This is a genomic window from Phaeobacter cretensis, assembly GCF_047372505.1.
GTDB lineage: Bacteria > Pseudomonadota > Alphaproteobacteria > Rhodobacterales > Rhodobacteraceae > Phaeobacter > Phaeobacter cretensis.
The window spans coordinates 2271239-2296793 of sequence record NZ_JBKBEU010000001.1; the positions used below are offsets into that span (position 1 = coordinate 2271239).

Below are 25555 nucleotides of genomic sequence, written 5' to 3' on the forward strand. Positions count from 1 at the left end.
AACCGGGTTCACGCCACCAGGTCAAGCGTAGCTCAAGCAGCCGTGATGTGAACGCAGCGTCGGGATCAGCCTTGCGGGGTATTTAACTCACCCTACTAAGACGGGCGAGTTGGATCAGAGTGCGTTCCATTAATGCAAGTGCCGGGGCAGTTTGTCCGGCAGATCTTAGCTGCAAATCGGTGTCGGTGAGCAGTGTCAGTGCGGTTTCCAGCTTGAAGGCACCCCAACTCTGGGCCTGTCGTAATAGACGGTCACGGCGTTTGCCATAGGCGGGTGGCCGCAGTCTCCCGATACCTTGTGTGGGACCACCGGGATCAGACGCGATGGTATAAAGCGTGCGAAAATGACGGGTTGCCCCAATGCAGAGCGTCACCGCGTTGGTACCCTGAGCCTGCAGCCGCCCCATTAGGGGGCCAATCTCCGCCCCGCGCCCTTCGGCAACGATATTGAGCATGTCATCAACCGCGGCCTCAGTAGATTGCGGGGCAATGGCTTGAATGTCCTCGAGCGTCAGCGGGGCGTTGTCCTCGTATTTGTAGAGGGCCAGTTTTTCCACCATACGAGAGAAATCGCCGGGGCCGATGTCATTTGCGATATCGACCAGTGCGGACATGCTATCCCCCGGAACGTCGCGGATCTGGGCCCCACCTAGGATACGTTCGATTTCGCTGCGCGACGGAGGATCATCATAAATCCCAGTGACATAGGCGTTGCGATGATTTTCAAATGCCTTGCGCAGCTTTGACGTGGCTTTCAACTGCCCGGCCGTCACCACGATCTGTGCATCACCAGTTTGCCAGGCTTCAAGCGCAGAGATAATAGCCGGGGCAGCGGTATCATTGGCGTCTTCGACAAAAACTGCGCGGATACCGGGGAAGAACCCGACGGCTTTTACGGCATCCATCAGTTGGGCTGGATCTTTGCGCAGATCGCCAGCGGGCATCCGCGCCAGCCGCATTTCTTCTTCGGCTGTTGGGCCAAGCAATGCGGCAAGCATCTGCTGCCGTTTTAGCGCTACACGCATGGGATCGGGACCATAGATAAGCAGCCCGGTTTTGGTCGTATCCGGTTTGGCAAAATAGCCGTCAGCCTCACGAGGGCTCAGCTTCATTTGGCTGCAGCCGTAGTCTGTTCCCCGCCGCTGTTCCCCAGATCCGCAGTGCTCAGCAGTTCGGTCGTAATCTGATCTGACAAAATAGCCATCAGGCGGCGGTGTGCATCGCGTTCACCTGCAAGGGTTTCGACGGTCGTACCGGTTGCCGAATAGCCGGTGAAATTTTCAACATCGCCACTGGCTACGACTACGCCATCGGATTGCCGTGTCAGCACATAGGTGGCTTCCCCGACGATTGAGTATCGCGTGATCGCATTGTCAGCTGTGATCGCCTGGCCTTCGCTACGAGTCTGCAGCTCCAGATCCAGAGCATAGTCTGCTCCAGAGCCGCGACCTAGCCGTGTTTCAAGGTTCTGAACCAGAAAATAGGCATCGGTGTCATCTGTCGCGCCAAGTGTTTCAGGGGCCTGAACCGTCACAGCTCCGTAGAGGACGGATCCGGTGCCCCCAGGTGCGTAAGCAGGAGTGAAACCGCAGGCCGTCACCATAAGAGTGACGGCCAGTGCGATCAGATATTTTGGGTTAAGCCACGACATTCACAATCCGACCCGGCACAACAATTACCTTTTTAGGGACACCGCCATTCAGTGCCTTTTGTACAGCTTCGTGCGCTAGGGCGATTTTTTCAACCTCTGCCTTGTCGAGATCCTTCGCCACTGTAATCTCTCCGCGGCGTTTACCGTTGATCTGAATTGGCAAGGTTACGCTGTCCTCGACAAGCATCGTCTCGTCGGCAACTGGCCAAGGAGCAGTCGCGCAGAGCCCATCGCCACCTTGATGGCTCCAGATGTCTTCTGCCAGATGCGGCGTCATCGGTGACATCAACTGTGCTAATGTCATGATCGCCTGCTTCTGGGCTGCGCCGCCTGCTTTGGATTTAGCAACAGTATTGGTAAAGCCATAGAGCTTCGCAATCGCGGCGTTGAAGCCGAAGGTTTCGATGCTAAGGGTGACATCGCGGATTGCTTTGTGCATTTCCCGGAGCAGGTCATCGTCTCCCTGACCGGCAGCATCTGGCGCCATCTCACCGATCTTGTCGCAGAGGTTCCATACACGGCTTAGGTGCTTATGCGCGGCTTCAGCACCGGATGCGGTCCATTCCACATCACGTTCCGGGGGAGAATCAGACAATACAAACCAACGGGCGGTGTCTGCACCATAGGATGAGATGATGTGCAGAGGGTCGACAACATTGTTCTTCGATTTCGACATCTTGGCGGAGGGGATGACCTTAACCGGTTCTCCGGTTTCCTTGACCACAATGGAGCCGTCTCGTTCCTCCACCTCTTCTGGGTAGTGATAGATCGAACGATCATTTTCTGTACGCCGTTCCGCGTTTTCATAGATCGCATGAGTCACCATGCCTTGGGTGAACAACGCGTCGAAAGGTTCTTTTGCCTTTGCTGGAAGATGTCCGCAGATTTCCATCGCGCGGGCAAAAAAGCGCGAATACAGCAGATGTAGAATCGCGTGTTCGACGCCACCAATATACTGATCAACGTTCATCCAATACTCGGCGTCTTCCATCCGTGTCGGAGTGTCGGCATCCGGTGCTGTGAACCGGGCGAAGTACCATGATGAGTCGACAAATGTGTCCATTGTGTCGGTCTCGCGCTGTGCGGGCTTGCCGCACGCGGGGCAGGCGCAGTCGCGCCAGCTGGGATGACGGTCCAGCGGATTGCCGGGGATTGAGAAATCTATCGCTTGGCCGTCCTCGTCGTAGGGCAGGGCGATGGGCAGGTTTTCTTTCTTTTCCGGGACAACGCCACAGTCTGGACAATGCACCACGGGAATCGGGCACCCCCAATAGCGCTGACGGCTGAGGCCCCAATCACGCAGGCGGAATTTGGTGACGCCTTCGCCCCAACCTTCAGCCTCTGCCTTGTCGACGGCGGCATTCAAAGCTGCTTCGCCGGTTTGTTCCGCTTCACCGGCTATGCCTTTAACATAGTGGACTTTCTCGGCTTTTGTCGGGACGTAAGCTTCAGTTAACGGGGCGCTGTGTTCCGGGTTTTCAAAGACCGGAATGATGGGAAGATCGTATTTGGTCGCAAATTCAAAGTCGCGCTGGTCGTGGGCCGGGCAGGCAAAGATCGCGCCGGTGCCGTAATCCATCAAGATGAAGTTGGCGATCCAAACCGGCAGTTCCCAATTTGGATCCAAGGGGTGCTTCACTCGCAGACCAGTATCATAGCCAAGCTTTTCTGCAGTCTCGATGGCCTCTTCGGTCGTACCACCCTTGCGGCATTCCGCAACAAAGGCGGCCACGTCTTCAAATTCGGCTTCTAATGCTTTGGCAATCGGGTGATCGGGCGAGATGCCAACAAAGGAGGCGCCGTTCAGGGTGTCGGGACGTGTTGTGTACACCTCAATCGGTGCGCCTCCATCGGTCCGCTCAAAGCTGAACTGAAGGCCTCGGGATTTTCCGATCCAGTTTTCCTGCATCAGGCGTACTTTTGCAGGCCAGTTCTCCAGCGTATCCAAAGCGGTCAGCAGCTCGTCTGAATAGTCAGAGATTTTGAAGAACCATTGCGTCAGTTCGCGCCGCTCGACCAAAGCGCCTGATCGCCACCCACGGCCACCTTCAACCTGCTCGTTCGCCAGAACGGTCATGTCGACTGGATCCCAGTTCACCACAGCGTTTTTGCGGTAAACCAGACCTTTTTCGAGGAAATCGAGGAACAGTGCCTGCTGTTGGCCGTAGTAGGATTCGTCGCAGGTTGCGAACATGCGTGACCAATCCAGTGACAGACCCAGCGGTTTCATCTGCTCGACCATCGTGTCGATATTGGCGTAGGTCCAATCTTTCGGGTGGCCGCCACTGGCCATCGCAGCATTTTCCGCAGGCATACCAAAGGCATCGAACCCCATTGGGTGCAGAACGTTGTGGCCAGTCGACAACTTGTAGCGCGCGATCACATCGCCCATCGTATAGTTGCGCACATGCCCCATGTGTAGCTTGCCCGATGGATAAGGGAACATTTCCAGCACGTAGTACTTGGGTTTGTCAGCGGTACGCTGTGCCTGAAAGATCCCGGCCTTTTCCCAGGAGTCCTGCCAACGCGCTTCGATTTCCGGGGCAACATAACGGGGCATCAGAGCAGTCCTTCGTAGATAAAAACGCCAGGTTTGGGGCCTGGCGCTTGTGATAGTGATGTTTGCCCGTCTGTTCCAGAGGGCAGCAGAAGAGGAGGCTGCGCTTGCGTCAGAGCTTGCGATCAGCAATCCGCAACTGACGGGCCCGCGAGAGAATCGCATCCTCTATCGCACGCGCAGTACTTGCGCTGACAGGACCACCGCGGGTTTGCAGCGACACATTCAGAGACCGCGCGTCCAGAGCGGGGTCCTTAATATGCACAGTAGCGCGATAGGCGCGTCCGCCGCCGGGTGGAGTGCCGTAGCCAGTGACGATCACACCCGTGAAAGGCTCAACAGTCTGCAGCGGCAAGAAGTCCAGTACATCTAAGGTCGCTATCCACAGGTAACGGTTTACCTGGACAACTTGCTCAGCCTTGGTTGGTTTAAAGGCATCCCAGATCGTCGTGCCTTCATAAGTTTCTGGATCTCGCGGATTGCCGCCAATAACGTTTTCGCTATAGGTCGACGGGCTGCTGCGGTTTTTGCCGCCAAATGCGCCACAGCTGGCAGTTACTGCCAGAAGCGAGATGAGTCCTAGATTCGTGAGCCAGCGCATGATGGGCAAGATCCGTTGCTATTCCGGTTGCGGACTAGTCCTAGCCAAGCGATAGGGCGGCAACAAGCCTATTCTTTAATAGACTATCTCTGTGTGAAGCTGTTGATGGCGCTCAGGTTAACATACTGTGACATGGTTGCATCAACTTCAGGCCGAAAGGATTTGCGGCCTGCGCCCAAGCTTGCGCAACTACCCCAAAAAGAGCGAAACGGAGTGCGTACTCAGACTTGTGCCACTCAGCGCCTGTTTGAGCTTGGACTTTTAAACCCGAGGGAAAAACATGAAAAAGATTCTCTTTGCTTCGACTGCGCTGGTCGCCACCGCTGGTGTTGCAGCAGCAGAAGTAACGTTCGGTGGCTACGGCCGCTTTGGTGTAGGCTATACTGAAGACCGCACTGTTGGCGGTACGTCTGACACCGTGATCGTAAGCCGTTTCCGTCTGAACATCGACGCATCCGCTGAAACCGACGCAGGCGTGAAATTCTCCGCTCGCGTTCGTATGCAGGCTGACGAAGATGCAGCTTCCGGCGAAGCAAACGCAGCTGGCCTGAACGGCGCGCGTTTCTCGGTTGAGTACGGTGGTCTGCGCGTTGACGTAGGTAACGTTGCTGGCGCAATCGACAACCTGCCTAACTACTACGGCAACGAGCCAGGCCTGGAAAACTTCGTTGGCCAGTACTCCGGTGCTGACTATGACTTCGTTGGTTACTCCTCCGGTGGCGCAGGCGTAAACGGTGTTTATGCACGTTATGCTGTAGGTGACTTCGCGGTAGCGGCATCCTTCGACCAGGCACCTAACGGTGGTGACGGCGATCGTTTCGACATCCACGCTGCTTACACCTTTGGCAACATCACTGCCGCTCTGGCATATGGTGAGACCGATAACGGTGCAGCTGATGACAGCGACATGACTGTCCTGACACTGGGCGGTACTTGGGGTGCATTCAACGGTACTCTGATCGTTGGTGACGAATCCATCGCCGGTAACGTTGGTCAGTCCGACACCTTCTACGGTATCTCCGCAGCTTACGACGTAAGCTCCGCAACTACCCTGACCTTCGCTTACGGCGACGGCTCCGGCGACGGCGACACCCGCAACGTTGGTCTGGGCGTGATCCACGACCTGGGCGGCGGTGTCTCCCTGCGCGGTGGTATCGGCGAAAGCAAAGTGGGCAACGCCGACGGCCAGATGCGTGCCGACTTCGGTGCTCAGTTCAGCTTCTAAGTTGACCTGAACCACTACGGTTCTAGGGCGGGCTCTTACGAGCTCGCCCTTTTCTTTTGGACTGAAACCGTGTTTGTCTGCGGCAACATCAGGCCAAAGTGAGACTGCCCCATGTCGCTTCAAGACATTCAATCCCGAATCCATGCTGAAGAAGAAAAAGCTGACCGTCCTAAAGGATCAGCCAAGCTGATTGCCGTGTCGAAGGTTCAACCCAATGAACGGGTCGAAGCGGTGCTGGAGGAAGGGCATCGCTGTTTCGGCGAGAATCGCGTTCAAGAAGCCATCGGTAAATGGCCAGACTTCGCGACAAAATATTCAGACCTGGATCTGCATCTGATTGGCCCTTTGCAAACCAACAAGGCGCGACAGGCGATGGAGCTGTTCCAGAATATTCATACTGTTGATCGCCCAAAGCTAGCCAATACCATAGCCCGTTTGGCGCAAGAGTTGGGCCAGTGCCCCAAGTTGTTCATTCAGGTCAATACCGGTGAAGAACCGCAAAAAGCTGGCATTATGCCACGTGATGCTGATGGCTTCGTTCGAGAGTGTCAGGCGATGGACTTGGTGATCGAAGGCTTGATGTGCATTCCTCCCGCTGAAGAAGAACCGAGCCTGCATTTTTCATTACTGCGAAAGATCGCGGCGAGAAACGACTTGAGTGGTCTATCGATGGGAATGAGTGGTGACTTTGAAACCGCCGTGGCTCTGGGGGCGACTCACGTACGGGTCGGATCAGCCATTTTTGGCGCGCGAGCCTACGAGATCTGAAGCGCCTATGTCACGGTGCGTTAAGGTATTCGGCCCGCGAGGGACGGAATAACAAGACGTGTTTCTGGTGCGATCTGTTCGGCCAACCAATGCAAATTTTCGCGTGAAAAGGCAATGCAGCCCTCGGTCGGATATCCGGGACGACGCCATTGATGCAGAAAAATCGCCGACCCCCGGCCGGGTTTTGCTATAGGCCAGTTCCAGTCTGTGATCAGGACAAGGTCATACAATGGATCGGCGCGCCTCAAGGCTTCGTGACTAGCGGCATATGGTGCGCGCACATGCTCATTATATTCTGCGGCTTCGCTCGCATCAGACCATAGATCCAGAGGCCCAATTGGTTCCGCCCAATCCACCGGACGGCGTATGCGGTCCGGCCGGTAGAGCATGCCAACGATCCGGTGGCTCCCAGTTGGCGTCGCGCCATCTCCTTCGAACTTGTGATTGCTCAGCCCGCCACGCCCGATTGAACAGGGCAGAATGCGCCCGGCAAAACGCATGCCCTTCGGGGTGAGCACCATGTCGGAAGGACCAAAATCACCTGGGCAGGATACACTCACAGCATATGGCCGGATTTTGCGGCTTTGGTTGCGAGATACTCTCGGTTGAACGCTGTTTCGCCAACCTTCAGCGGAACACGCTCCACAACATCGATACCAGTTTTTTCCATCATGGCGATTTTGTTGGGGTTGTTTGTGAGCAACCGTACCGCTGAAAATCCCAGCTCCCTGAGGATACCGGAGCCGAGCCGGAAATCTCGTTCGTCATCTTCGAACCCAAGGCGATGGTTGGCTTCGACTGTGTCAAACCCCTGATCTTGCAGAGAATAGGCGCGCATCTTGTTGGCCAAGCCAATGCCGCGGCCCTCTTGGTTCAGGTAGAGCAAAACGCCTTGTCCTTCAGCTCCCATCTGGGCTAAAGCTCCGTTCAGCTGGGGGCCGCAGTCGCATTTCAATGACCCCAATACATCGCCGGTAAAGCAAGCCGAATGCAGCCGCGCAAGCACGGGTGCGCTGCGATCAGGCTTACCGATTTCGATGGCGTAATGTTCCTCTGCGCCGTCTTCAGGTCGGAAAATATGCAAACGTCCGGCTTCCGCAGCGACCGTTGGTAACCGGGCCGCCGCCACTGGATGTAGAGGAGAGCTAGCGATCATAAGAGGTGCCACTTCGCTTAGTGGTAGCGTTGTTAGGCCGTGGGTCAGGGCAAACTGCGCGGGATGCTGCAGGGGGCAGATCACCGCGGCGGGCAGAAGCCGGGCGGATTTTGTCAGAGTGATGGCGAGTCGGTGCAACTCTGCGTTGCCATCACGATCGCTTCGCAACGGCCCCTTCATCGGTGTACGCAGATCGTCCGCAGGGTCGGCTACCGCCTGAACCCAGCCCAGATCTGCCGAGGATGGTATGGAAATGCGAGCGATGTCACCGTCATATACGCGCGCCTTTAGGGTTTCAGCACGACGGGAGGTCACGGTCAATGTCGCCGCACCGAGTGCGCGCAGGCTGGTCAATTTTGCACTGTCCATAGGTTCAACCGCAAGTGCAAGAACCGCTTGATCAGGGGCTGTCAAAACCACCGGCAGTCCCATACGCAAATCTACCCGCGCACGGGCCAGGAGATCGATCATCGTTGGCATCAGACTCATGCGGGGATCCTATGAGGTCGTTAAGGTCGTTGGGCGCGAAAATGTTGGGGCGACCGGTCTTTAAGTAGTCATAAATCGGGTGAAAGTGAAACAATTCCCGTCTCAGAGACACGACGGCGTGAGACCTTTGCAGCATAGCTTGTGATTGGTCGATGGACTGAACATCTGTTGAATACAGCACAGGAGGATAAGGTGATGGCCCAGCTAAAGAAAATACTGCTCGTTGATGATGATGAAGATCTGCGCGAGGCCCTGAGCGAACAGTTGGTCATGACCGAGGACTTCGATGTGTTCGAAGCGGAAAATGGCCAAACCGCGATGGAGCGAGCAAAGGAAGCGCTGTATGATTTGATCATTCTAGACGTTGGACTACCTGATACCGACGGTCGTGAACTCTGCCGCCTGATGCGCAAACAGGGTGTAAAAGCCCCGATTCTGATGCTGACGGGTCATGATAGTGATGCTGACACCATTCTGGGGCTGGACGCCGGTGCGAATGACTATGTCACCAAACCGTTTAAGTTTCCGGTGCTGCTGGCACGGATCCGTGCCCAGTTGCGCCAACACGAGCAATCTGAGGATGCAGTTTTTGCGCTTGGACCGTATACGTTCAAGCCTGCCATGAAGCTGCTACTGACTGAAGACGAACGTAAGATCCGGTTAACCGAGAAAGAAACCAATATCCTCAAGTTTCTATATCGATCGAATGAGGGTGTGGTGCAGCGCGACGTCTTGCTTCACGAGGTCTGGGGTTACAATGCGGGTGTGACGACTCACACGTTGGAAACACATATCTACCGACTTCGCCAAAAAATTGAACCAGATCCATCAAATGCACGTATACTGGTTACTGAGTCGGGTGGCTACAAATTAGCGATTTGACGCATAGCTGCCATAGAATCGCTCTGTCTCAGTGCTTATATACTCTATGAGACAGGTGCTTTGGCACCGATGAGAGTTCCCGTGCATGTCCGGGTAATGACATGTTCCTCCCTGTTGGACTGCCGGGCCTTGTGCCCGGCCTTTTTTTGGCTCCAGGGTCTTGGCGTCGGCTTACCGATGACAGTCTACCTGTCATCGACATTGCTCACTGGTATCGCGGCGCCAGAGCGGGCAATATCGCGCCAACCGGGGCTTGCTCCGATGTTTGGATTTTCCAATCACATCGTACAAGCAGCACAGATATTACAGAAAGAGGCGCGCGATGTCGTTTACCCTAGCCACCTGGAACATCAATTCTGTCCGTTTGCGGGAACCGATTGTCTGCAAGCTTTTGGCGGAGGAAGGACCCGATGTACTATGCCTGCAAGAATGTAAGAGTCCGGTAGACAAGATCCCTACAGAGCAGTTTGCCGAGTTGGGTTATGGCCATATGGTTGCGCGCGGTCAGAAGGGATACAACGGTGTTGCGATCCTGTCTCGCTTGCCAATCGAAGACGTCGGCGACAAGGATTTTGCTGATCTTGGGCACGCGCGCCATATCGCAGGGCGGTTGGAAAACGGGGTCACTATTCATAATTTCTACGTTCCAGCCGGAGGTGATGTACCTGATCGTACGGTGAACGAGAAATTTGGTCAGAAACTCGACTATCTTACTGACATGCGCGATTGGTTCCGTGATGAACGTCCGGAGAAATCTATTCTGGTTGGAGATCTCAATATTGCGCCACGCGAAGATGACGTCTGGGATCACAAAAAGCTACTGAAGGTTGTGAGCCACACTCCGATAGAGATTGAGTATTTCGCTGATGTCATGGATGCAGGTGGCTGGTCTGATGTCACGCGTAATGACATCCCCGACGGGCAGCTATTCAGCTGGTGGAGCTACCGTGCCAAGGATTGGGACGCGGCAGACAAAGGCCGCAGGTTGGATCACGTCTGGGCCAGTTCGGATATCAAGAACTCTGCCCACTCCAGCCGGGTTATGCGTGCCGCACGCGGTTGGGAAAAACCCAGTGACCATGCACCGGTTTTCGCAACATTTGATCTCTGATCTGGCTAATTGGCGACGCCAGCCTGCTATTGCGGGCGTCGCCACGGAATAGTGATTTTCACGCCGCTCCTGATTGGCTACACTGCCGCAAAAATACGCCCAGTGAATTACAAGAGGCAGAGGCAATGAGCAGAATCATAGGCGCCATGATCCTATTGCTGATCGTGGCATCCTGCGGAGGTGGCAGCGGGTCGCCGCCGCGCAATCTCGACAACGCATGCAGCATCATCAAGCAGCGGCCAGAGTATCTGAAGGCCTTCCGCGCCACGGAGAAACGTTGGGGCGTACCGATGCATGTCCAGATGGCGGTGATCCACCAGGAGAGCCGGTTCCGGTCTGATGCACGCACTCCGCATCGTTTTGCGCTTGGTGTGATCCCGATGGGGCGGCAATCTAGCGCTTACGGCTATAGTCAGGCGCTTGATGGCACTTGGGATGACTATCGCAAATCGGCTGGTCGGCGTGGTGCAAAGCGTAACCGCATCAAGGACGCCACAGATTTCATGGGTTGGTATATGGACCAGACGCGTGAGCGCAACGGTGTGTCGCTCTACGATGCGCGCAACCAGTACCTCGCATACCATGATGGTCATACCGGATTTGCCCGCGGCACGTATCGTTCCAAACCTTGGTTGCTGAAGGTTGCTTCGCGGGTCCAGGCGCGCGCTGACATGTACCAGACACAGCTCGCCACCTGCAGGCGCGCGCGCTGATTGAACTAGTCTTTACAGTGAAATCCCTCGCTTCTTCTCAGGAACGGGGGATTCTTTTGCGTCAGCGGGCTGTCAGCGCGAGGGCGAGGTACTCGTATTAAACAGTTTGGATGGCAGCCGCTCTCCGGTTTTCAATCCGCCAAGGATCACGGTTGTCTTGCCACCGGATCCGTCGTGAATTACCCATTTGCGGAGTTCTACCGGGCTGTCGGTAAACATCATTTCGATGCTGCCATACTCTGGATTCTTGGGATCCTGCGCACGCACGATGGTGGAGGTGCCATCGAACCCATGGCCGACAACCATATTGGCACGGCCCAGGTTCACATTTCGTGCCAGGATCAGTGAAAGTGGTGTGCGCTTCAGAGGATAGGTTTCAGGCGGCTGGTTCGATTTAGGATCCTGAATCAGTACCGCTCCCGCCCCAGCAATGACGATACCCTTGTTTGGCGGATCATATTCGAGGCGCATCCGGCCAGGCCGATGCATGTAGAGCTTACCGGTGGATAGGCTGCCATCATCATTGATCTGGCTAAAGGGAGCTGTCGCGGTGGAGATACCGTTCAAGTATTGCGAAACTTCATTCAGGCTCAGCTTCTCGGCTGCCCATGCAGCCGGGGAACAAAGCGTCAGCGCTATGGCGTAGGCAATTTGTTTCATGAGTTTTAAATAGGGAGGCTGCGGCAAATGTGAAGAGGCGGCACCATGTGGCACCGCCTCGAATTTATTGCTCAGGAACCAGAATTTCCCTTTTCCCGACATGGTTTGCCGAAGAGACAAGACCCTCTTCTTCCATTTGTTCAACAAGACGTGCAGCCTTGTTATAACCGATGGCGAGTTTTCGCTGGATATAGGAGGTCGAGCATTTGCGATCCTTGATCACGATCTGAACCGCCGTATCGTAAAGCGCGTCTTCGGTATCGGTGTTGCCGCCGGTGGCCAGACCGAGAACCGCGTCGATGTTGTCGGCCTTTTCATCATCCGGTCCATCCAGAACGTTTCCGATGTAATCTGGTGGCCCAAATTGTTTGAGGTGGTTGACGACTTCTTCGACTTCTTCATCCGAAACAAACGGACCATGGCAGCGTGTAATCTTCGCGCCGCCGGCCATGTATAGCATGTCACCCATACCAAGAAGCTGTTCTGCTCCCATTTCACCCAGGATCGTCCGACTGTCCACTTTGGAGGTGACCTGGAAGGAAATCCGGGTGGGGAAGTTAGCTTTGATCGTGCCGGTGATCACATCGACAGAGGGGCGCTGTGTTGCCATAATAAGGTGGATGCCTGATGCCCGTGCCATTTGTGCCAGACGCTGGATGCAAGCCTCGATTTCCTTGCCCGCAACCATCATCAGGTCGGCCATCTCGTCGACAATAACAACGATGTAGGGCAATGCTTCGGGTGCGAATTCCTCAGTCTCAAAAACGGGTTCCCCCGTGTCATCGTCAAAGCCAGTTTGCACTGTGCGGCTGAACATCTCGCCCTTATCAAGCGCTTCTTTCACGCGGCCGTTGAAGCCAGCGATATTGCGCACGCCCATTTTGGACATTTTCCGATAGCGGTCTTCCATTTCACCAACGACCCACTTCAGGGCCACGACAGCCTTTTTCGGGTCGGTCACAACTGGAGACAACAGATGAGGGATTCCGTCGTAGACGGAAAGTTCCAACATCTTGGGGTCGATCATGATGAGGCGGCACTCTGCCGGTGTCAGCTTGTAGAGCAGCGACAGAATCATAGTGTTGATCGCTACGGATTTACCCGAACCGGTGGTTCCGGCGATCAAAAGGTGGGGCATCTTGGCGAGGTTCGCGACCATGCTGTCGCCACCGATATCCTTGCCGAGCGCCAGCGGCAGGGCATGGGTGCCATCACCGAAATCACGCGAGGATAGAATCTCGCGCAAGACTACTTTTTCGCGTTTGTCGTTTGGCAATTCGATGCCGATCACGGTCCGACCTGGCACTGTGGAAACACGTGCGGAAAGTGCTGACATCGACCGGGCGATATCATCGGAAAGGCCGATAACCCGACTTGCCTTGAGGCCGGGTGCAGGTTCCAACTCATACATCGTGACCACAGGACCGGGGCGAACTGACACGATGTCACCCTTGACCCCATAGTCATCCAGAACTGACTCCAACATCCGCGCATTTTCTTCCAGCGCTTCGTCGCTCAGGTGGTGTCGTTCTATCTGCACTGGGCTGGTCAGCAGTGACAAGGGCGGCAGTTCGAAGTCATTGCTGGGCTCTTCAAAGGCCAGTGGAGGTTGTGCTTCAGCTTTGGCGCGGGTGGAGGGTTGCGGTGTTTTACGCACCGGCTGTTCGACTACTGCTTTACGCGGTTCGGCTACCGGCAGCGGTACGGGAGGCGAAACCTGCGCAGTGGGGGCCGCATGTGACAGGTGGTCAGTGGTTGCGGGCTGTACTTGAGGCACGCGGCGCACTACCTGTGCCGTTTCGGATGTTGGAGTAGGCTGACTTGGCAGATCTTCCGATGCCACACGATCGACAAAACTTGCAGCCGCTTCCATACTCTCAATCCCAGCATCGAATTGGTCGTGGTCGGTCGCTTCATACCCTTCTTGGTACTCGCCACGGGCGGCAAATCCGGCCTCGGGGGCAGGTGGCATAGGTGGAGCTGCCGCTATACCGCCTAGTGCAGTCGCGGTCAGAGGGGGTTCCGGGGGCAGGTCACCGACAGCGTGATTGGGGTTGAAAATCAACGGTTCCGGCCGTCGGCCACGGCCTTTGGTCAACGGAAAGTCCGTTTCCGGGGGTACGTTTGCGGCGCGCCGCACGCGCACGGCACTGGCAATTTTCTCGGCGATCCGCTCATCACCGGGCAAGTCATCAAGATCGGCCGCTAAACCTGCATCACTTAACTCAGGCTCAATCAACTCCGGCTCCGGCATTACCGGCTCAGCGCGGCGGATCAGATTGGGGACACGGGAGAATAGCCCTGTTTTCTCTTTGACGGGTTCAGGGTCATCATAGCGCAACGAATCAAGCGTCGGTTCCACCCGGTCAAATTGTGACGCAGTTGTGGGCTCATCGTCGAAATCCACCGACTCGAACATCTGTGGCTCAATATCGGCATTGTCGACCACATCGGCCATGGCAACAGCGGCTGCGGTGCGTTCTGCGCGACGCCCTCGATAGCTGAGAGCGGCGTGCATACCGCTGGCAGCGCCCCGGCCGAGGAGGCCGGCGATCGCACCGTAGATCAGGATGAGACCGACCAGTACAAACCTTAATCCACGGGTCACCTCTGGGCGGGTAAAGCCTAATACCGTTGCACCGAGGCTCAGCATACCTATTGCAGTCAGGAGTGAGAGAAATTTGACCAGAAAGATAAGCCCGACTGGTAGCAGTGCCAGGAGCATCCCAAGAAAGGTGTACCCGATCATGCCACCCAGACCAAAGGTATGCGCTGATTTCCATGCCTCTGATGGAACCAGGGTCTCAAGGTGCAGCGAGACCAACAAGAGCCAGGGCAGCGATAACAGCAGCGGCCAGAGAAACCGATCTTCGCCACGGTGAACGACGCAGCGCACGCCCCAGACGGTTAGAAACAGTGCAATCGCCCAGCTGGCCTTGCCGAACATGGTTATCAGAATGAAGGCAACAGATGCCCCAGTACGGCCAAGCATGTTCTGAACCGGGGCATCGGTCGACACCATCCAGTTGGGATCATCTGCAGAATAGCTGCCAATCATCAGGGCAACCATCAGGCCAAGACCAATCAGCAACGCGCCGATCAATTCCTTGCCGCGTTTTTCAATGGCCGCCTGCATCGTGCTATCCAACAATGGATCACGACTGCGCGTCTGAAATGCCATGCCTACCTCGTTTCATCTTGTCCGTCGGGGTGTCCCGCTTTTTCAGCGCGGGTTTGATCCCCATAACTACTCTTAGTATCCGCGCCCGTACGCTATGGACGCATTCAATCGGTCTTTAGTAGAGACAGCTGCGCAATTTGCGCAGGGCCGCCTCTGTCTGTTGCGCCGGGGCGACCAAAGCCACGCGAATATAGCCGGCTCCTGGGTTCTCTATTCCGCCCCCTTGAGCCAGATAGGCACCCGGTAGCACACGTACGCCAGTTTCCTGCCACAGCTTCAGCGCAGCGGTTTCACCGTCCTGGACGGGCAGCCACAGGAAGAAACCGGCTTGCGGCGCCATGTAGCCGTCCAACCCGTCAAAGACACGGTCGGCGATCTGATATTTTTCCCGGTAAAGGGTGCGGTTTTCCTCTACATGGGCCTCATCTGCCCATACTTGCACTGCAGCTGCTTGCAACGGTGCCGGCAGGGGGGTGCCCGAATAGGCGCGGAGCTGGTGGACGCGTTTCATAGTTTCAGGCCCGCCCGCAATCAGCCCTGATCGCAGGCCTGCAAGGTTGGAGCGTTTGGAGAGAGAGTTGAACAAGACCACGCGTTCCGGATCAGCGCCAAGTTCCTGAGCAATGCTTAGTGCGCCTATAGGCGCGGCATCGCGGTAGATTTCCGAATAGCACTCATCGGCAAAAATGCGGAAATCATATTGTTCCGCGATATTGATCAACTGTGTCCAATAATCCCGGCTCGCAACGGCGCCCTGCGGGTTGGCGGGCGAGCAAATATAGGCAACTGCGGTTCGGTTCAAAACCTCAGGCGACAAACTGGAATAATCGGGCAGATGGTCAGTTTCGGCCGTTGCAGGTACGAAGACCGGTTCCGCTGCCACCGAAATTGAGGCGACCATATAGACCTGATAAAAGGGATTTGGGATCAGGACGACCGGTTTTTGACCATTTTTTTGTTCCGGGCACAGCGCCATTGCGGCGTTGTAGAGTCCTTCGCGTGTCCCGTTCAGCGCCATGACTTGCGTCATTGGGTCAACGCTTACATCATAACGGCGCTTGATCCAGTTGCTGATCGCTTCGCGTAGTTCAACGCTGCCCTCGTTGGGCGGGTAGCTTTGAAATCCCGCGGCGTTCTCGACGATCACATCCGTCACCCAAGCCGGAAAGTCATGTTTCGGTTCGCCAATGGTCATATGCACCACGTCGCCGCCTGGCGTGTGATGGTCAAGCAACGCCCGCAGGCGCGGGAACGCGTATGGCGGCAGGTTGGAAAACCGCTCCGGAAAATTCATATGTCTTGCCTCAGGTCCAGGATCGTTCGTGTCCCGTTTGCAAACAAACTACAGAGCCGATCCCCCCCCGTCCAGCCACGCGCGTTGTGCCTTGGCAAAATGTGGCTTTCACGCCAGTGCTCTTTCTGCCGCCGCGCCGATACGCAACAGCGCCTCTTCGCAATCGGGTTGTCCGAGGATTTGTAAACCGCAAGACGGCACACCGGTAGGAAGCGATAGGGCACATAATCCCATCAAGTTGCCGATCCGGGTATTGCGTAGGGCCATTAGGTTTGAGTGGATGTAGTAGTCGTGATCGTTATGCAGCCGGTCGACATTAGGTGGCAGGATGGGTGAGGTCGGGCAGAGCACGCCGTCAAACCCCGCAGTTGCCAGATCCCATTCGACGCGGGCTTGTTCCAGCTTGGCCCAGGCGGCAACATAATCGGGGCCACTAAAACTCGCACCGGAACGGAATCGCTCCAGAATTTCCGGGAACATCAAATGTGGTGTGGTTTCGATCACATCTTTCCACAGGCCGTAAGCCTCTGCTGTGAAGAGCACTGCGCTCAGCGACATTGCCTCTTCCAGTACTGGTATCTCAAGCGGGATAACATCCGCCCCTGCAGTGCGCAGTTTGTTCAGAGAGTCGCTGTAAGCCTCGGCAATCTTGGGTGCCAGATCCTGCTGAGCTACCGTGCGCAGATCTGCAAAACGACGACCCTCCAATGTAGCTCCACGCAGGTCGGGGCCGGGTGTTCCCTCCAACAGGCCCAGGTAAAGCGCGGCGTCCTCGACCGACCGTGCCAGTGGGCCGATGGTGTCAAATTTCAGGCAAAGCGGAACAACCCCTTCTAGGCTGACCCGCCCCGACGTTGTTTTCAGTCCGACCAAATCGTTCCAGGCAGCCGGAATGCGTACAGATCCCCCTGTGTCAGAGCCTATTCCACAAGCGGCCAAGCCAAAGGCAACTGAGGTCGCCGCACCGGATGAGGACCCTCCGGGAGCAGCGTCTGCATCATGAACACAGGGCGGTGTTGCCTTGACGGGGTTTAGGCCGAGCCCAGAGAATGCCAACTCGCTCATATGTGTTTTACCAAGGCAGACCGCGCCCATTGCTGTGGCAGACTGCAACACGCGAGCGTCATCGTCCGGAGTTCGGTTGGCCAGCAGGTCAGACCCGGCTTCGGTTACGATGCCTGCGCTGTCAAAGAGGTCTTTCCAGCTAATTGGAACCCCATCAAGAAGCGATAGACGCTGGCCTTGTGTCGCGCGCAGCTTAGCGGCCTCTGCTTCTGCCAGGGCGCGATCATGAGTGACCACAGAGTAGATCCGATCCCGTTCGGGGTGAGCGTCAATGGCCTCAAGGTAGGTCTTGGTCAGGGCGACCGGGCAAATATCGCCTGCGTCAATAGCACGGCCCAGCTCCGCTGCGGTCTGCGTCAGCCACTCTTGCATATGCGCCTCTCTAAATTGAATGGGATGAGGCAACGGTAGCGGCACCGCGCCCCATGGACAATCCTATTTACAGGCGCATATTGCGAGGCATGAAAAACACATCTGACATCTTGATTGTGGGCGGTGGTCTCAATGGTCCGGCGCTTGCGCTGGCACTTGCGCAAACGGGCCATACGGTGACCCTGATTGATGCACTGCCGCGGGATCTGCGTGACGACGACGCCTTTGACGGGCGCAGCTACGCGCTGGCGCTATCCTCGCAGCGGTTGGTGGATCAGATCGGCGTTTGGCCTCAGGTTGCGGACCATTCGCAGCCGATGTTGGAAATCAAGGTGACTGATGGGCGTGCCGGTCAGGGACCATCACCGTTTTTCATGCATTTTGACCATGCCGAGATTGAAGACGGCCCCATGGGCTACATGATTGAGGATCGCTACCTGCGCCGCGCTTTGCGTCGCGCCATGGAAGAGAATACCGCGATCACATTGGTTGATGAGCAGACAGTCGTCGCACAACAGACTGACACTACCGGAGTTACCGTGACGCTGGCTTCCGGAGATACGCTGCGTGGTGGCATGATTGTTGGTGCGGATGGTCGTCGTAGTGGGACCGCCGCGCGTGCTGGTATAAAACGTACGGGTTGGGACTATGGTCAGACAGCGCTGGTCTGCGCCATTCAGCATGAAGAACCGCATGATGGCGTCGCACATCAGTTCTTCATGCCGAATGGGCCGTTGGCTATCTTACCTTTGCCCGGCAATCGGTCTTCCATCGTGTGGAGTGAACGGAGCAGCGTCGCAAAATCGATTCAGGCACTGGCCGACGTGCATTATCTGGCTGCGCTGCGCCCGCGGTTTGGTGACTTTATGGGAGAGATCAGCCTTGCAGGCGATCGCTTTACCTACCCTCTGAACCTTACGCTGGCCAACGCATTTATTGCTGATCGCCTAGCACTGGTTGGCGATGCCGCACATGGGATTCATCCGATTGCCGGACAGGGACTGAATGCAGGTTTGCGCGATGTTGGCGCCTTGGCGGAGGTTCTGACCGAGGCGAAGCGGCGTGGCGAAGATATTGCCTCCCCGCTTGTTTTGGCGCGCTATCAGCAGTGGCGTCGCTTTGACACGGCTAGCCTTGCGGCGGCCACGGATGCCTTCAACCGGCTATTTTCCAACGACAACCCGATCTTACGGCTCGGACGGGATATTGGCATGGGCGTGGTTGACGCTTTCCCCGGGCTGCGGCGGACGTTCATTCGCGAAGCTGCAGGCCTGAGCGGAGATATGCCGCGCCTATTGCAGGGACGGGCGATTTGAGAACCGGCAACCAATACAACAACAGTCGGAAAAGGCGACATCTGGCAGTTTGCGCCCGGCCAGCTCATTTTCGCTGAGTAGCTGCGGATCAGCGGCGGCAGGCTTACTCTAGAATGCGGGCTTCATCCTCAAGCATAACCGGAATGCCATTCCTAATCGGAAAGGCCAGATTGGCAGCACGGGAAATCAACTCTTGCTCGCTCGCGTCATATTCCAAAACCGTCTGAGTGCGTGGACATACCAATGCCTCCAGCATCCGGCGGTCAAAGGCTGGCCTCGCAGTATCTGGTGACGAAGGTTCAGTGCTCATTGCAGGATTTCCTCATGCGAGCCGCCGCGAAGGGCGAATTCGATCAATGTGACCAATGTTTCGCGTCTTGTGGCAAGGGATGGCGCTTCTAGCAAGGCCTGTTTGTCCTCAGGATCGAAGTCGAGCATCATGGACAGCGAATTAATCAACAGCTCGTCTTCCGCATCCTTAAGGACCTCCCAATCGGTCGCCAGGCTGCGGGATTCAAAAAACCGTTCGAGCAATTCCAAAAAGCTAGGCCGATTAAAGTCTTCATCGGCTTCTACCTTACCCAGATCGCGGTTGAAGCTGTCCCAGTCAACATCACATCGCCGATAAGGGGTGAAACCGTTCACCTCCTTATTAATTCGAAATCGAGAAACGCCTGACAGGGTGATCAGATAGCGCCCATCTTCGGTCTCCGAAAACTGTGTCACCCGCCCGGCGCACCCGATGCTGTGCAGGTTGTTTTCTTTTGCTTTGGATGGAAATGGTTGCACCATGCCGATCATTCGGTGCGATGTTTTGAACACGTCTTCCAACATCTGCAGGTAGCGGGGTTCGAAGATGTGCAAAGGCAATCGTGCCCGGGGCAGCAAGAGGGCTCCGGGCAAAGGAAACACCGCTAGGGTGTCTGGAAGATCAGTGGCCTGTATCATATAAGCTACTGTAGCGCTGGCGCTGCCTTAGGCAAATATGATGGAGCTAAGTTTGCGCCGACCGTTCAGAACAATTGGGTCATTTGGTTTTAGCGCATCAAAGATTGTAAATAGCTGTGCCTTGGCGGCCCCGTCGTTCCACTCTTGATCCTTGCGGAAAAGAATCAATAGCTCGTCTACCGCGGCCTCGGTCTCACCTGCGGCATGTAAGGCCTGGGCTAGATCAAACCGCGCTTGACGGTCTTCAGGATTGCCATCAACCGCAGCACGCAATTCCGTCACCGGACCTGCATTTTCGGCTTGGCGTGCCAATGCAATCTGGGCGTGCGCGGCTTCAATTTCTGCAGCGTCGGAGATTTCGGCCGGAGCTCCATTGAGTACCGCCTCGGCCTGATCCAAATCGCCCATCGCAACATGGGCACGGGCAAGGCCGCTATATGCAGCGGCGTTCTTGTCGTCTTCGCCGAGGACCGCAGCAAAGGTTTGTGCCGCGTCAGAGGCTTCGCCGTCAGCTAGCATTTGTTCGGCGGCTTCGATCGCTTCACCAAGACCACCATCTGCACTGCCGCCTGACGCTTCAATCGCACGCTTGATAAAAGCATCGATTTCAGAAGGAGCAACAGCGCCCTGAAACATGTCCACTGGGCGACCCTGTACAAATGCAACCACAGTTGGGATCGATTGCAATGGCAGCCCCTGCTGGGACAGTGCCTGCACCAATCGCTGGTTTTGATCCACGTCAATCTTGGCCATCGTGACCGCACCTTTTGCGCGCGCCACTGCGGCTTCCAGCGCGGGGCCAAGTGTTTTGCACGGTCCGCACCATGGTGCCCAAAAATCCACAATCACTGGCGCTTGCATCGACGCGTCGACCACGTCCTGCATGAATGTCGCCTCGGTCACGTCTTTGACCAGATCATCTGCGGGGGCCAAATCTCCCGCGCCGCCAAGAATATCGATCATGCGCTTACTCTCCATTTCGAACTTGCTCCCTATATGAAAGCTGGCCACTCAGAAACCAAGGGGGCATCTGCCCAAAGCCGGATGCCGCGCATAGATTTGGTGTTGTTTCAGCGGGCGAGTAATCGAAACAAGGGCATCGGGCGTAAGGGAGTAATATTGTCCCGACGTGGATGACAGAGTGTTTCTGCGGAAACCCCGCCGTTAATTGGACATTTCCACTTGTGGCAGAGTATCATGAGGCGGTAGGAACAGCATTCATGCTTAGAACACGCGCCAAATATAATCTTGGACAAGTTGTCCGCCATCGTAAGCACCCTTTTCGTGGTGTTGTTTTCGATGTCGATCCCGAGTTTTCTAATACTGAAGAGTGGTATGAAGCGATTCCGGAGGACAGTCGTCCAGTCAAGGATCAGCCCTATTACCACCTATTGGCGGAAAACGATCAGACTTACTATGTGGCGTATGTGTCGGAACAGAACCTGATCGCCGACTATTCTGGCGAACCAGTTGGCCATCCCGATATTCATGAGATGTTTGGCAGTTTCGACGATGGCAGTTATGCTCTGGACTATCAGTTGAACTGAGTAAGGCGCAGCAGGCTGCCCTCCCACCACTTTGATTTAAGCGGGAGGAACTGTCGTATCGCGTAGTCGCCCAATGTGTTTAGTATCCTAATGCGCAGCCGTCTTTGCGTGGATCGCTAGCACCTTCCAACACGCCCGAATCGTGAATGTGGATCGCCTGAGCCCCGCCGATTGCGGTATCCGGGATCGTGATGTTATGGCCTAGGTCTGCAAGCTTTTGCCTCACTGCATCGCTGTAACCTCGCTCAACTTTTAGCGCACCGCCATCCGCGAAGGCGCGAGGCATATCGATAGCGGCCTGTGGATCCAATTTGAAATCGGTGAGATTGGACAGAAACCGGGCATGGCCGTTTGGCTGATATGCGCCGCCCATTACGCCAAACGGCATGGTGACGTCGCCATCTTTGCGCAGCATGCCGGGGATGATGGTATGCATAGGGCGTTTCCCTCCGGCTAGCATATTGGGGTGGCCGTCTTCCAAGGTGAAACCTGCGCCCCGGTTTTGCAGCAGGATGCCGAATTTGTCAGAAGCGATACCAGAACCGAAGCCATGGAAGATAGAGTAGATCAGAGACACAGCCATGCGGTCTTTGTCGACAACGGTGATGTAAATCGTGTCCTTATGGACTGCTTCGCTAATTGGAGCCGCTGCAGCCATGGCGCGTTTCGGGTCAATCAGTTCAGCCAGTTGCGCAGCCGTTTCAGGTGCTAACATGTGATCCAGTCGGCTTGTGTGATCAGGATCAGCGATGAAACGGTTACGCGCGTCATAGGCCAGCTTGGCAGCTTCTGCTTCGATGTGAACACGCTCCGCGCCGACTGGATCCATCGCCGCCATGTCAAAGTGTTTCAAGATATTCAGCATCAAAATAGCCGTTGCCCCCTGACCATTGGGCGGATGTTCTACCAGATCGACCCCTTTGTAGGCACCGGCGACTGGGGTAGTCCTTTCTGCTCGCGTATTGGCAAAATCCTCTGCGCTTTGCGTTCCGCCGCGTGCCTGCAAAGCGGCTATCATGTCATCAGCAATTTCACCGGTATAAAACGCATCGCGACCGTCTTTGGCGATCCGTCGGAGGACCTCTGCCTGGCCCGGGGCAGAGAACATCTGCCCGGTTTTTGGGGCCGAACCATTAAAGAGGTAGCGATCACGAGCGCTGCCTTGCAGCGTTTCGGCATCATTGCGCCAGTCAAAGGCGACACGTGGGGCCACCGGAATACCCGTCTCCGCGTAGTGAATCGCGGGCGCAAGGATCGCATCCAGCCCCAGCTTTCCTTCAGTCTCGGACAATTTGCAAAAGGCATCAATTGCACCCGGCATCGTTACGGCATGCGCACTGGTTGTCGGGACCGCACTCAGACCTGCATCTCTCAATGCCGCGGCATCTGCAGCAGCGGCAGCACGCCCTGAACCGTTCATCGCCTGAATGGGCAAGCCGGGCCTTGAGTAAAGGGCAAAGCAGTCGCCGCCGATTCCGGTCATTTGTGGTTCGCAGATGCCAAGTAGCACCGCGCCAGCGATGGCGGCATCCATGGCGTTGCCGCCGCGCTTCAGAATGTCGACGGCAACACCGGCCGCTAGCGGGTGAGAGGTGGCGCAAAGGCCGTTTGCGGCAAAGACTGCCGAGCGTCCTGGTTGATGAAAATCGCGCATAATCCCTCCTGTGGTTGGAAGGCAGATTAGGTCTTGCGAAGGCAAAGGCAATGACAAAGCACAGTCAGCGATTGAAGAGCCAGCCGACGCGGACTGCGAAGGCTATCGGGCTGATCACGCGGGATGAAATATTAGTGAAATGTGGGGATGGATCGCTTTGGTACCAAGTATGCCGGGCGAGTGACTGCACGCTTTGGCCCGGTCACATGCTATCTGCATTGCGCATCTGAATCTCGAAGCAAAGCGATAGATTGTTGCCGGTGTCATCACGTTCGTACTGCACGTCTGAAGCGAGTTCGCGGATCAACAACCATCCGAACCCGCCCTCTGGCAACTGATCTATTTCAACTGTGAGGTCATGTGCGGTGCCAGCAGGCAGTTCATTGTTTTCGAAGGGCGCGCCGCCGTCGCCGATCGAAATCCATAGCTGCCCAGGGTGCAAGTTGCATCGAATGCGTACGTCACCGATATCCATTCCTGCATAGGCGTGCTCTACGACGTTGTTCACGGCCTCGGTCAGAGCGATTTGCACCTCATCCACGCGAGAGTCATGGATCCCCATTGTGCGCAGCCGAGCGACGACGTCCTGCACACCCGTCCTGGCATCCAGTTCCGTTGCAGTGAACGTGCAAGAAAAGGTTTCAAGCATTGTCTATTCGCTCTGCGTTACAAACACGCGTGGGTTCAAGAATCGATGTGAGTGGATACCGTTGCGTCGTTTAACGACGCATACAAATCAAAAACGGTATCCATCCGCGTCAGCCGAAACACCTTGTCGACCATAGGCGTCAACCCGGCGAGATCCAGTTTTCGGCCTTGGCCTAGCTGTTTCATGGCGGCAACAATAGCACCAAGCCCACTGGAATCGATAAATTTCACCTCTGACAAATCAAGAATAACCCTATTAGGGCCATTTTCAGTGGTTGCGCGCATGTCTTCTTTGAATTGGATGGCCATAGCAGCGTCAATGCGTTCGGCATTGACGGTCACAATTTGTGTGCCATCTGCTGTAGTGCTCGTTAGGCTCATGAGGGTCCCCGCGTCAATATGTGTTGACGATCAGCCTAGACGCCAATCCTTACGATTCTGTATGCACTATTTCGATAGTCGGAGGTAAAATAGATGAAAAAAGTTGTAATTGCAGGCGCAGCACGGACTCCAATGGGTGGATTTCAGGGCATATATAATGGGGTAGCTGCCGTTGACCTCGGCGGGGCTGCGATCCGCGCAGCGCTTGAGGGCGCAGGAATCAGCACCGTTGACGAAGTCCTGATGGGATGTGTCCTGTCAGCCGGGCAAGGGCAGGCACCCGCACGGCAGGCAGGATTCGCTGCAGGTCTTGACGAAGAAGTTCCTGCGACGACATTGAACAAAATGTGTGGGTCAGGAATGAAGGCGGCGATGATCGCCTATGATCAGATCGCGCTAGGGCAGGCGGATACCATGATCGCTGGCGGTATGGAGAGCATGACCAATGCCCCGTATTTGCTGCCAAAAATGAGAAATGGTGCACGTATCGGTCATGGTCAGGTGATCGACCACATGTTCTTGGATGGGCTGGAGGATGCCTACGACAAAGGACGGTTGATGGGTACATTTGCTGAGGATTGTGCAGAGAACTACCAATTTAGCCGCGAGGCGCAGGATGAGTATGCAATGACATCGCTTTCCAACGCTCTGGCAGCGCAGGAAAGTGGTGCGTTTGACGGTGAAATTGCATCTGTCACGATTAAAACGCGAAAGGGTGATGTTGTCACAGATACGGATGAGCAACCAAAATCCGCGCGTCCTGATAAAATTCCGACGCTGAAGCCTGCTTTCCGCGAGGATGGCACTGTTACAGCGGCCAACGCCTCTTCTATCTCCGACGGTGCTGCGGCCTTGGTTTTGGCCTCGGAGGATGCTGCCGAAGCGCAGGGTCTGACCATCAGAGCCCGCATAATGGGACATGCCAGTCATGCCCAGGCGCCAGGTTTGTTCACGACAGCCCCAGTACCAGCCGCGAATAAGCTAATGGAGCGGATTGGCTGGACAACGGACGATGTGGATTTGTGGGAGGTGAACGAAGCCTTCGCCGTTGTGCCCATGGCCTTCATGCACGAAATGGGCCTGCCCCGTGACAAGGTGAATGTGAACGGAGGGGCTTGCGCGTTGGGCCATCCGATTGGGGCCTCCGGTGCACGGATTATGGTTACGTTGCTGAATGCTTTGGAGAAGAGAGACCTAAAGCGTGGAATCGCGGCGATCTGCATCGGTGGTGGCGAAGGCACTGCTATCGCCATCGAACGGGTCTGATCCATCCGCGTGAACTTTGCAGAATAATTTGACCACTAAGCGGGTAGGGGGCCGAAAGCTCCCTCCCATTA

At 55.9% G+C, this 25555-nt stretch carries 24 protein-coding genes; 8 read left to right on the plus strand and 16 right to left on the minus strand.

Annotated features, from left to right (window positions below):
- Nucleotides 1-82 precede the first annotated feature (82 nt).
- The 4 genes from holA to ACEWZM_RS10890 form a co-directional block, all read right to left on the minus strand.
- Entirely contained in the window at nucleotides 83-1111 is a 1029-nt protein-coding gene (gene holA, locus ACEWZM_RS10875; RefSeq protein ID WP_414006449.1) for a DNA polymerase III subunit delta, read from the minus strand.
- Entirely contained in the window at nucleotides 1108-1650 is a 543-nt protein-coding gene (gene lptE / locus ACEWZM_RS10880) for an LPS assembly lipoprotein LptE (protein ID WP_414006450.1), read from the minus strand. Before lptE ends, holA begins: the two co-directional genes overlap by 4 nt.
- Nucleotides 1637-4210, minus strand: a complete 2574-nt coding sequence (gene leuS, locus ACEWZM_RS10885) for a leucine--tRNA ligase (RefSeq protein WP_414006451.1) — start codon at nucleotides 4208-4210, stop codon at nucleotides 1637-1639. Before leuS ends, lptE begins: the two co-directional genes overlap by 14 nt.
- A 109-nt stretch (nucleotides 4211-4319) precedes the next feature.
- Entirely contained in the window at nucleotides 4320-4808 is a 489-nt protein-coding gene (locus ACEWZM_RS10890; RefSeq protein WP_414006452.1) for a DUF3576 domain-containing protein, read from the minus strand.
- Between the two features lie 280 nt (nucleotides 4809-5088).
- Between ACEWZM_RS10890 and ACEWZM_RS10895 the strand changes: the two genes are divergently transcribed.
- Both ACEWZM_RS10895 and ACEWZM_RS10900 read left to right on the plus strand, forming a co-directional pair.
- The gene (locus tag ACEWZM_RS10895; RefSeq protein ID WP_414006453.1) at nucleotides 5089-6033 is read left to right on the plus strand and encodes a porin; all 945 of its coding nucleotides are present in this window, start codon (nucleotides 5089-5091) and stop codon (nucleotides 6031-6033) included.
- 111 nt (nucleotides 6034-6144) lie between these two features.
- On the plus strand, nucleotides 6145-6801 hold the full coding sequence (locus ACEWZM_RS10900) for a YggS family pyridoxal phosphate-dependent enzyme (RefSeq protein WP_414006454.1): 657 nt from the start codon (nucleotides 6145-6147) through the stop codon (nucleotides 6799-6801).
- 20 nt (nucleotides 6802-6821) lie between these two features.
- Here ACEWZM_RS10900 and ACEWZM_RS10905 read toward each other — a convergent pair whose 3' ends face one another.
- A complete protein-coding gene (locus tag ACEWZM_RS10905; protein WP_414006455.1) occupies nucleotides 6822-7322 on the minus strand; it encodes a L,D-transpeptidase family protein in 501 nt (166 codons plus the stop codon).
- 35 nt (nucleotides 7323-7357) lie between these two features.
- Nucleotides 7358-8446: a GTP cyclohydrolase II gene (ribA, locus tag ACEWZM_RS10910; RefSeq protein WP_414006456.1), complete on the minus strand. Its 1089-nt coding sequence runs from the start codon at nucleotides 8444-8446 to the stop codon at nucleotides 7358-7360.
- A 195-nt stretch (nucleotides 8447-8641) separates the two neighbouring features.
- On the opposite strand from ribA, the gene ACEWZM_RS10915 reads away from it, so the two are divergent.
- From ACEWZM_RS10915 to ACEWZM_RS10925, 3 genes are all read left to right on the plus strand, one after another.
- A complete protein-coding gene (locus ACEWZM_RS10915; protein ID WP_414006457.1) occupies nucleotides 8642-9328 on the plus strand; it encodes a response regulator transcription factor in 687 nt (228 codons plus the stop codon).
- 322 nt (nucleotides 9329-9650) lie between these two features.
- Nucleotides 9651-10439 (plus strand): exodeoxyribonuclease III, encoded by a 789-nt coding sequence (locus tag ACEWZM_RS10920; protein WP_414006458.1) that lies wholly within the window; start codon nucleotides 9651-9653, stop codon nucleotides 10437-10439.
- A gap of 125 nt (nucleotides 10440-10564) precedes the next feature.
- Nucleotides 10565-11152 carry a transglycosylase SLT domain-containing protein gene (locus ACEWZM_RS10925; RefSeq protein WP_414006459.1) on the plus strand — a complete coding sequence of 196 codons (588 nt, stop codon included), beginning with the start codon at nucleotides 10565-10567 and terminating at the stop codon, nucleotides 11150-11152.
- A 72-nt stretch (nucleotides 11153-11224) separates the two neighbouring features.
- Here ACEWZM_RS10925 and ACEWZM_RS10930 read toward each other — a convergent pair whose 3' ends face one another.
- The 4 genes from ACEWZM_RS10930 to ACEWZM_RS10945 form a co-directional block, all read right to left on the minus strand.
- Nucleotides 11225-11812 carry a LolA family protein gene (locus tag ACEWZM_RS10930; protein WP_414006460.1) on the minus strand — a complete coding sequence of 196 codons (588 nt, stop codon included), beginning with the start codon at nucleotides 11810-11812 and terminating at the stop codon, nucleotides 11225-11227.
- A gap of 64 nt (nucleotides 11813-11876) precedes the next feature.
- On the minus strand, nucleotides 11877-14993 hold the full coding sequence (locus tag ACEWZM_RS10935; protein ID WP_414006461.1) for a DNA translocase FtsK 4TM domain-containing protein: 3117 nt from the start codon (nucleotides 14991-14993) through the stop codon (nucleotides 11877-11879).
- A 115-nt stretch (nucleotides 14994-15108) separates the two neighbouring features.
- On the minus strand, nucleotides 15109-16287 hold the full coding sequence (locus ACEWZM_RS10940) for an aminotransferase class I/II-fold pyridoxal phosphate-dependent enzyme (protein ID WP_414006462.1): 1179 nt from the start codon (nucleotides 16285-16287) through the stop codon (nucleotides 15109-15111).
- A 108-nt stretch (nucleotides 16288-16395) separates the two neighbouring features.
- On the minus strand, nucleotides 16396-17724 hold the full coding sequence (locus tag ACEWZM_RS10945) for an amidase (RefSeq protein ID WP_414006463.1): 1329 nt from the start codon (nucleotides 17722-17724) through the stop codon (nucleotides 16396-16398).
- A gap of 89 nt (nucleotides 17725-17813) precedes the next feature.
- Between ACEWZM_RS10945 and ACEWZM_RS10950 the strand changes: the two genes are divergently transcribed.
- Nucleotides 17814-19040 (plus strand): FAD-dependent monooxygenase, encoded by a 1227-nt coding sequence (locus tag ACEWZM_RS10950; RefSeq protein ID WP_414006464.1) that lies wholly within the window; start codon nucleotides 17814-17816, stop codon nucleotides 19038-19040.
- Between the two features lie 103 nt (nucleotides 19041-19143).
- On the opposite strand, the gene ACEWZM_RS10955 is transcribed toward ACEWZM_RS10950, so the two are convergent.
- From ACEWZM_RS10955 to ACEWZM_RS10965, 3 genes are read right to left on the minus strand one after another with little or no spacing between them, the layout of a single operon-like run.
- Nucleotides 19144-19350 (minus strand): Trm112 family protein, encoded by a 207-nt coding sequence (locus ACEWZM_RS10955; RefSeq protein WP_414006465.1) that lies wholly within the window; start codon nucleotides 19348-19350, stop codon nucleotides 19144-19146.
- Complete coding sequence (locus tag ACEWZM_RS10960) at nucleotides 19347-19988, minus strand: LON peptidase substrate-binding domain-containing protein (protein ID WP_414006466.1); 642 nt, start codon at nucleotides 19986-19988, stop codon at nucleotides 19347-19349. Before ACEWZM_RS10960 ends, ACEWZM_RS10955 begins: the two co-directional genes overlap by 4 nt.
- A 27-nt stretch (nucleotides 19989-20015) precedes the next feature.
- A complete protein-coding gene (locus ACEWZM_RS10965) occupies nucleotides 20016-20951 on the minus strand; it encodes a tetratricopeptide repeat protein (RefSeq protein ID WP_414006467.1) in 936 nt (311 codons plus the stop codon).
- Between the two features lie 257 nt (nucleotides 20952-21208).
- On the opposite strand from ACEWZM_RS10965, the gene hspQ reads away from it, so the two are divergent.
- Nucleotides 21209-21535 carry a heat shock protein HspQ gene (gene hspQ / locus ACEWZM_RS10970; protein ID WP_414006468.1) on the plus strand — a complete coding sequence of 109 codons (327 nt, stop codon included), beginning with the start codon at nucleotides 21209-21211 and terminating at the stop codon, nucleotides 21533-21535.
- 79 nt (nucleotides 21536-21614) lie between these two features.
- Here the strand turns inward: hspQ and ACEWZM_RS10975 are convergent, their stop codons facing one another.
- The 3 genes from ACEWZM_RS10975 to ACEWZM_RS10985 all read right to left on the minus strand — a co-directional run bounded on the left by ACEWZM_RS10975 (nucleotide 21615) and on the right by ACEWZM_RS10985 (nucleotide 24218).
- Nucleotides 21615-23189: a gamma-glutamyltransferase family protein gene (locus ACEWZM_RS10975; RefSeq protein ID WP_414006469.1), complete on the minus strand. Its 1575-nt coding sequence runs from the start codon at nucleotides 23187-23189 to the stop codon at nucleotides 21615-21617.
- Between the two features lie 202 nt (nucleotides 23190-23391).
- Entirely contained in the window at nucleotides 23392-23838 is a 447-nt protein-coding gene (locus ACEWZM_RS10980) for an ATP-binding protein (RefSeq protein ID WP_414006470.1), read from the minus strand.
- Nucleotides 23839-23873: 35 nt separating this feature from the next.
- Nucleotides 23874-24218: an STAS domain-containing protein gene (locus ACEWZM_RS10985; protein WP_414006471.1), complete on the minus strand. Its 345-nt coding sequence runs from the start codon at nucleotides 24216-24218 to the stop codon at nucleotides 23874-23876.
- Between the two features lie 93 nt (nucleotides 24219-24311).
- On the opposite strand from ACEWZM_RS10985, the gene ACEWZM_RS10990 reads away from it, so the two are divergent.
- Nucleotides 24312-25484, plus strand: coding sequence for a thiolase family protein (locus tag ACEWZM_RS10990; RefSeq protein ID WP_414006472.1), 1173 nt, complete (start codon nucleotides 24312-24314; stop codon nucleotides 25482-25484).
- The last annotated feature ends 71 nt before the right edge of the window (nucleotides 25485-25555 follow it).

What these genes read in the sequence shown, in the direction of transcription:
- holA (WP_414006449.1), bottom strand. Translation starts at nt 1,111, where the DNA reads ATGAAGCTGAGCCCTCGTGAGGCTGACGGCTATTTTGCCAAACCGGAT.
- ribA (WP_414006456.1), bottom strand. Translation starts at nt 8,446, where the DNA reads ATGAGTCTGATGCCAACGATGATCGATCTCCTGGCCCGTGCGCGGGTA.
- ACEWZM_RS10985 (WP_414006471.1), bottom strand. Translation starts at nt 24,218, where the DNA reads ATGAGCCTAACGAGCACTACAGCAGATGGCACACAAATTGTGACCGTC.
- ACEWZM_RS10920 (WP_414006458.1), top strand. Translation starts at nt 9,651, where the DNA reads ATGTCGTTTACCCTAGCCACCTGGAACATCAATTCTGTCCGTTTGCGG.
- ACEWZM_RS10955 (WP_414006465.1), bottom strand. Translation starts at nt 19,350, where the DNA reads ATGAGCACTGAACCTTCGTCACCAGATACTGCGAGGCCAGCCTTTGAC.
- ACEWZM_RS10990 (WP_414006472.1), top strand. Translation starts at nt 24,312, where the DNA reads ATGAAAAAAGTTGTAATTGCAGGCGCAGCACGGACTCCAATGGGTGGA.
- hspQ (WP_414006468.1), top strand. Translation starts at nt 21,209, where the DNA reads ATGCTTAGAACACGCGCCAAATATAATCTTGGACAAGTTGTCCGCCAT.
- ACEWZM_RS10980 (WP_414006470.1), bottom strand. Translation starts at nt 23,838, where the DNA reads ATGCTTGAAACCTTTTCTTGCACGTTCACTGCAACGGAACTGGATGCC.
- ACEWZM_RS10935 (WP_414006461.1), bottom strand. Translation starts at nt 14,993, where the DNA reads ATGGCATTTCAGACGCGCAGTCGTGATCCATTGTTGGATAGCACGATG.
- ACEWZM_RS10975 (WP_414006469.1), bottom strand. Translation starts at nt 23,189, where the DNA reads ATGCGCGATTTTCATCAACCAGGACGCTCGGCAGTCTTTGCCGCAAAC.
- ACEWZM_RS10905 (WP_414006455.1), bottom strand. Translation starts at nt 7,322, where the DNA reads ATGGTGCTCACCCCGAAGGGCATGCGTTTTGCCGGGCGCATTCTGCCC.
- ACEWZM_RS10960 (WP_414006466.1), bottom strand. Translation starts at nt 19,988, where the DNA reads ATGATACAGGCCACTGATCTTCCAGACACCCTAGCGGTGTTTCCTTTG.
- ACEWZM_RS10930 (WP_414006460.1), bottom strand. Translation starts at nt 11,812, where the DNA reads ATGAAACAAATTGCCTACGCCATAGCGCTGACGCTTTGTTCCCCGGCT.
- ACEWZM_RS10890 (WP_414006452.1), bottom strand. Translation starts at nt 4,808, where the DNA reads ATGCGCTGGCTCACGAATCTAGGACTCATCTCGCTTCTGGCAGTAACT.
- ACEWZM_RS10940 (WP_414006462.1), bottom strand. Translation starts at nt 16,287, where the DNA reads ATGAATTTTCCGGAGCGGTTTTCCAACCTGCCGCCATACGCGTTCCCG.
- ACEWZM_RS10945 (WP_414006463.1), bottom strand. Translation starts at nt 17,724, where the DNA reads ATGCAAGAGTGGCTGACGCAGACCGCAGCGGAGCTGGGCCGTGCTATT.
- ACEWZM_RS10950 (WP_414006464.1), top strand. Translation starts at nt 17,814, where the DNA reads ATGAAAAACACATCTGACATCTTGATTGTGGGCGGTGGTCTCAATGGT.
- ACEWZM_RS10900 (WP_414006454.1), top strand. Translation starts at nt 6,145, where the DNA reads ATGTCGCTTCAAGACATTCAATCCCGAATCCATGCTGAAGAAGAAAAA.
- lptE (WP_414006450.1), bottom strand. Translation starts at nt 1,650, where the DNA reads ATGTCGTGGCTTAACCCAAAATATCTGATCGCACTGGCCGTCACTCTT.
- ACEWZM_RS10915 (WP_414006457.1), top strand. Translation starts at nt 8,642, where the DNA reads ATGGCCCAGCTAAAGAAAATACTGCTCGTTGATGATGATGAAGATCTG.
- ACEWZM_RS10965 (WP_414006467.1), bottom strand. Translation starts at nt 20,951, where the DNA reads ATGATCGATATTCTTGGCGGCGCGGGAGATTTGGCCCCCGCAGATGAT.
- ACEWZM_RS10925 (WP_414006459.1), top strand. Translation starts at nt 10,565, where the DNA reads ATGAGCAGAATCATAGGCGCCATGATCCTATTGCTGATCGTGGCATCC.
- leuS (WP_414006451.1), bottom strand. Translation starts at nt 4,210, where the DNA reads ATGCCCCGTTATGTTGCCCCGGAAATCGAAGCGCGTTGGCAGGACTCC.
- ACEWZM_RS10895 (WP_414006453.1), top strand. Translation starts at nt 5,089, where the DNA reads ATGAAAAAGATTCTCTTTGCTTCGACTGCGCTGGTCGCCACCGCTGGT.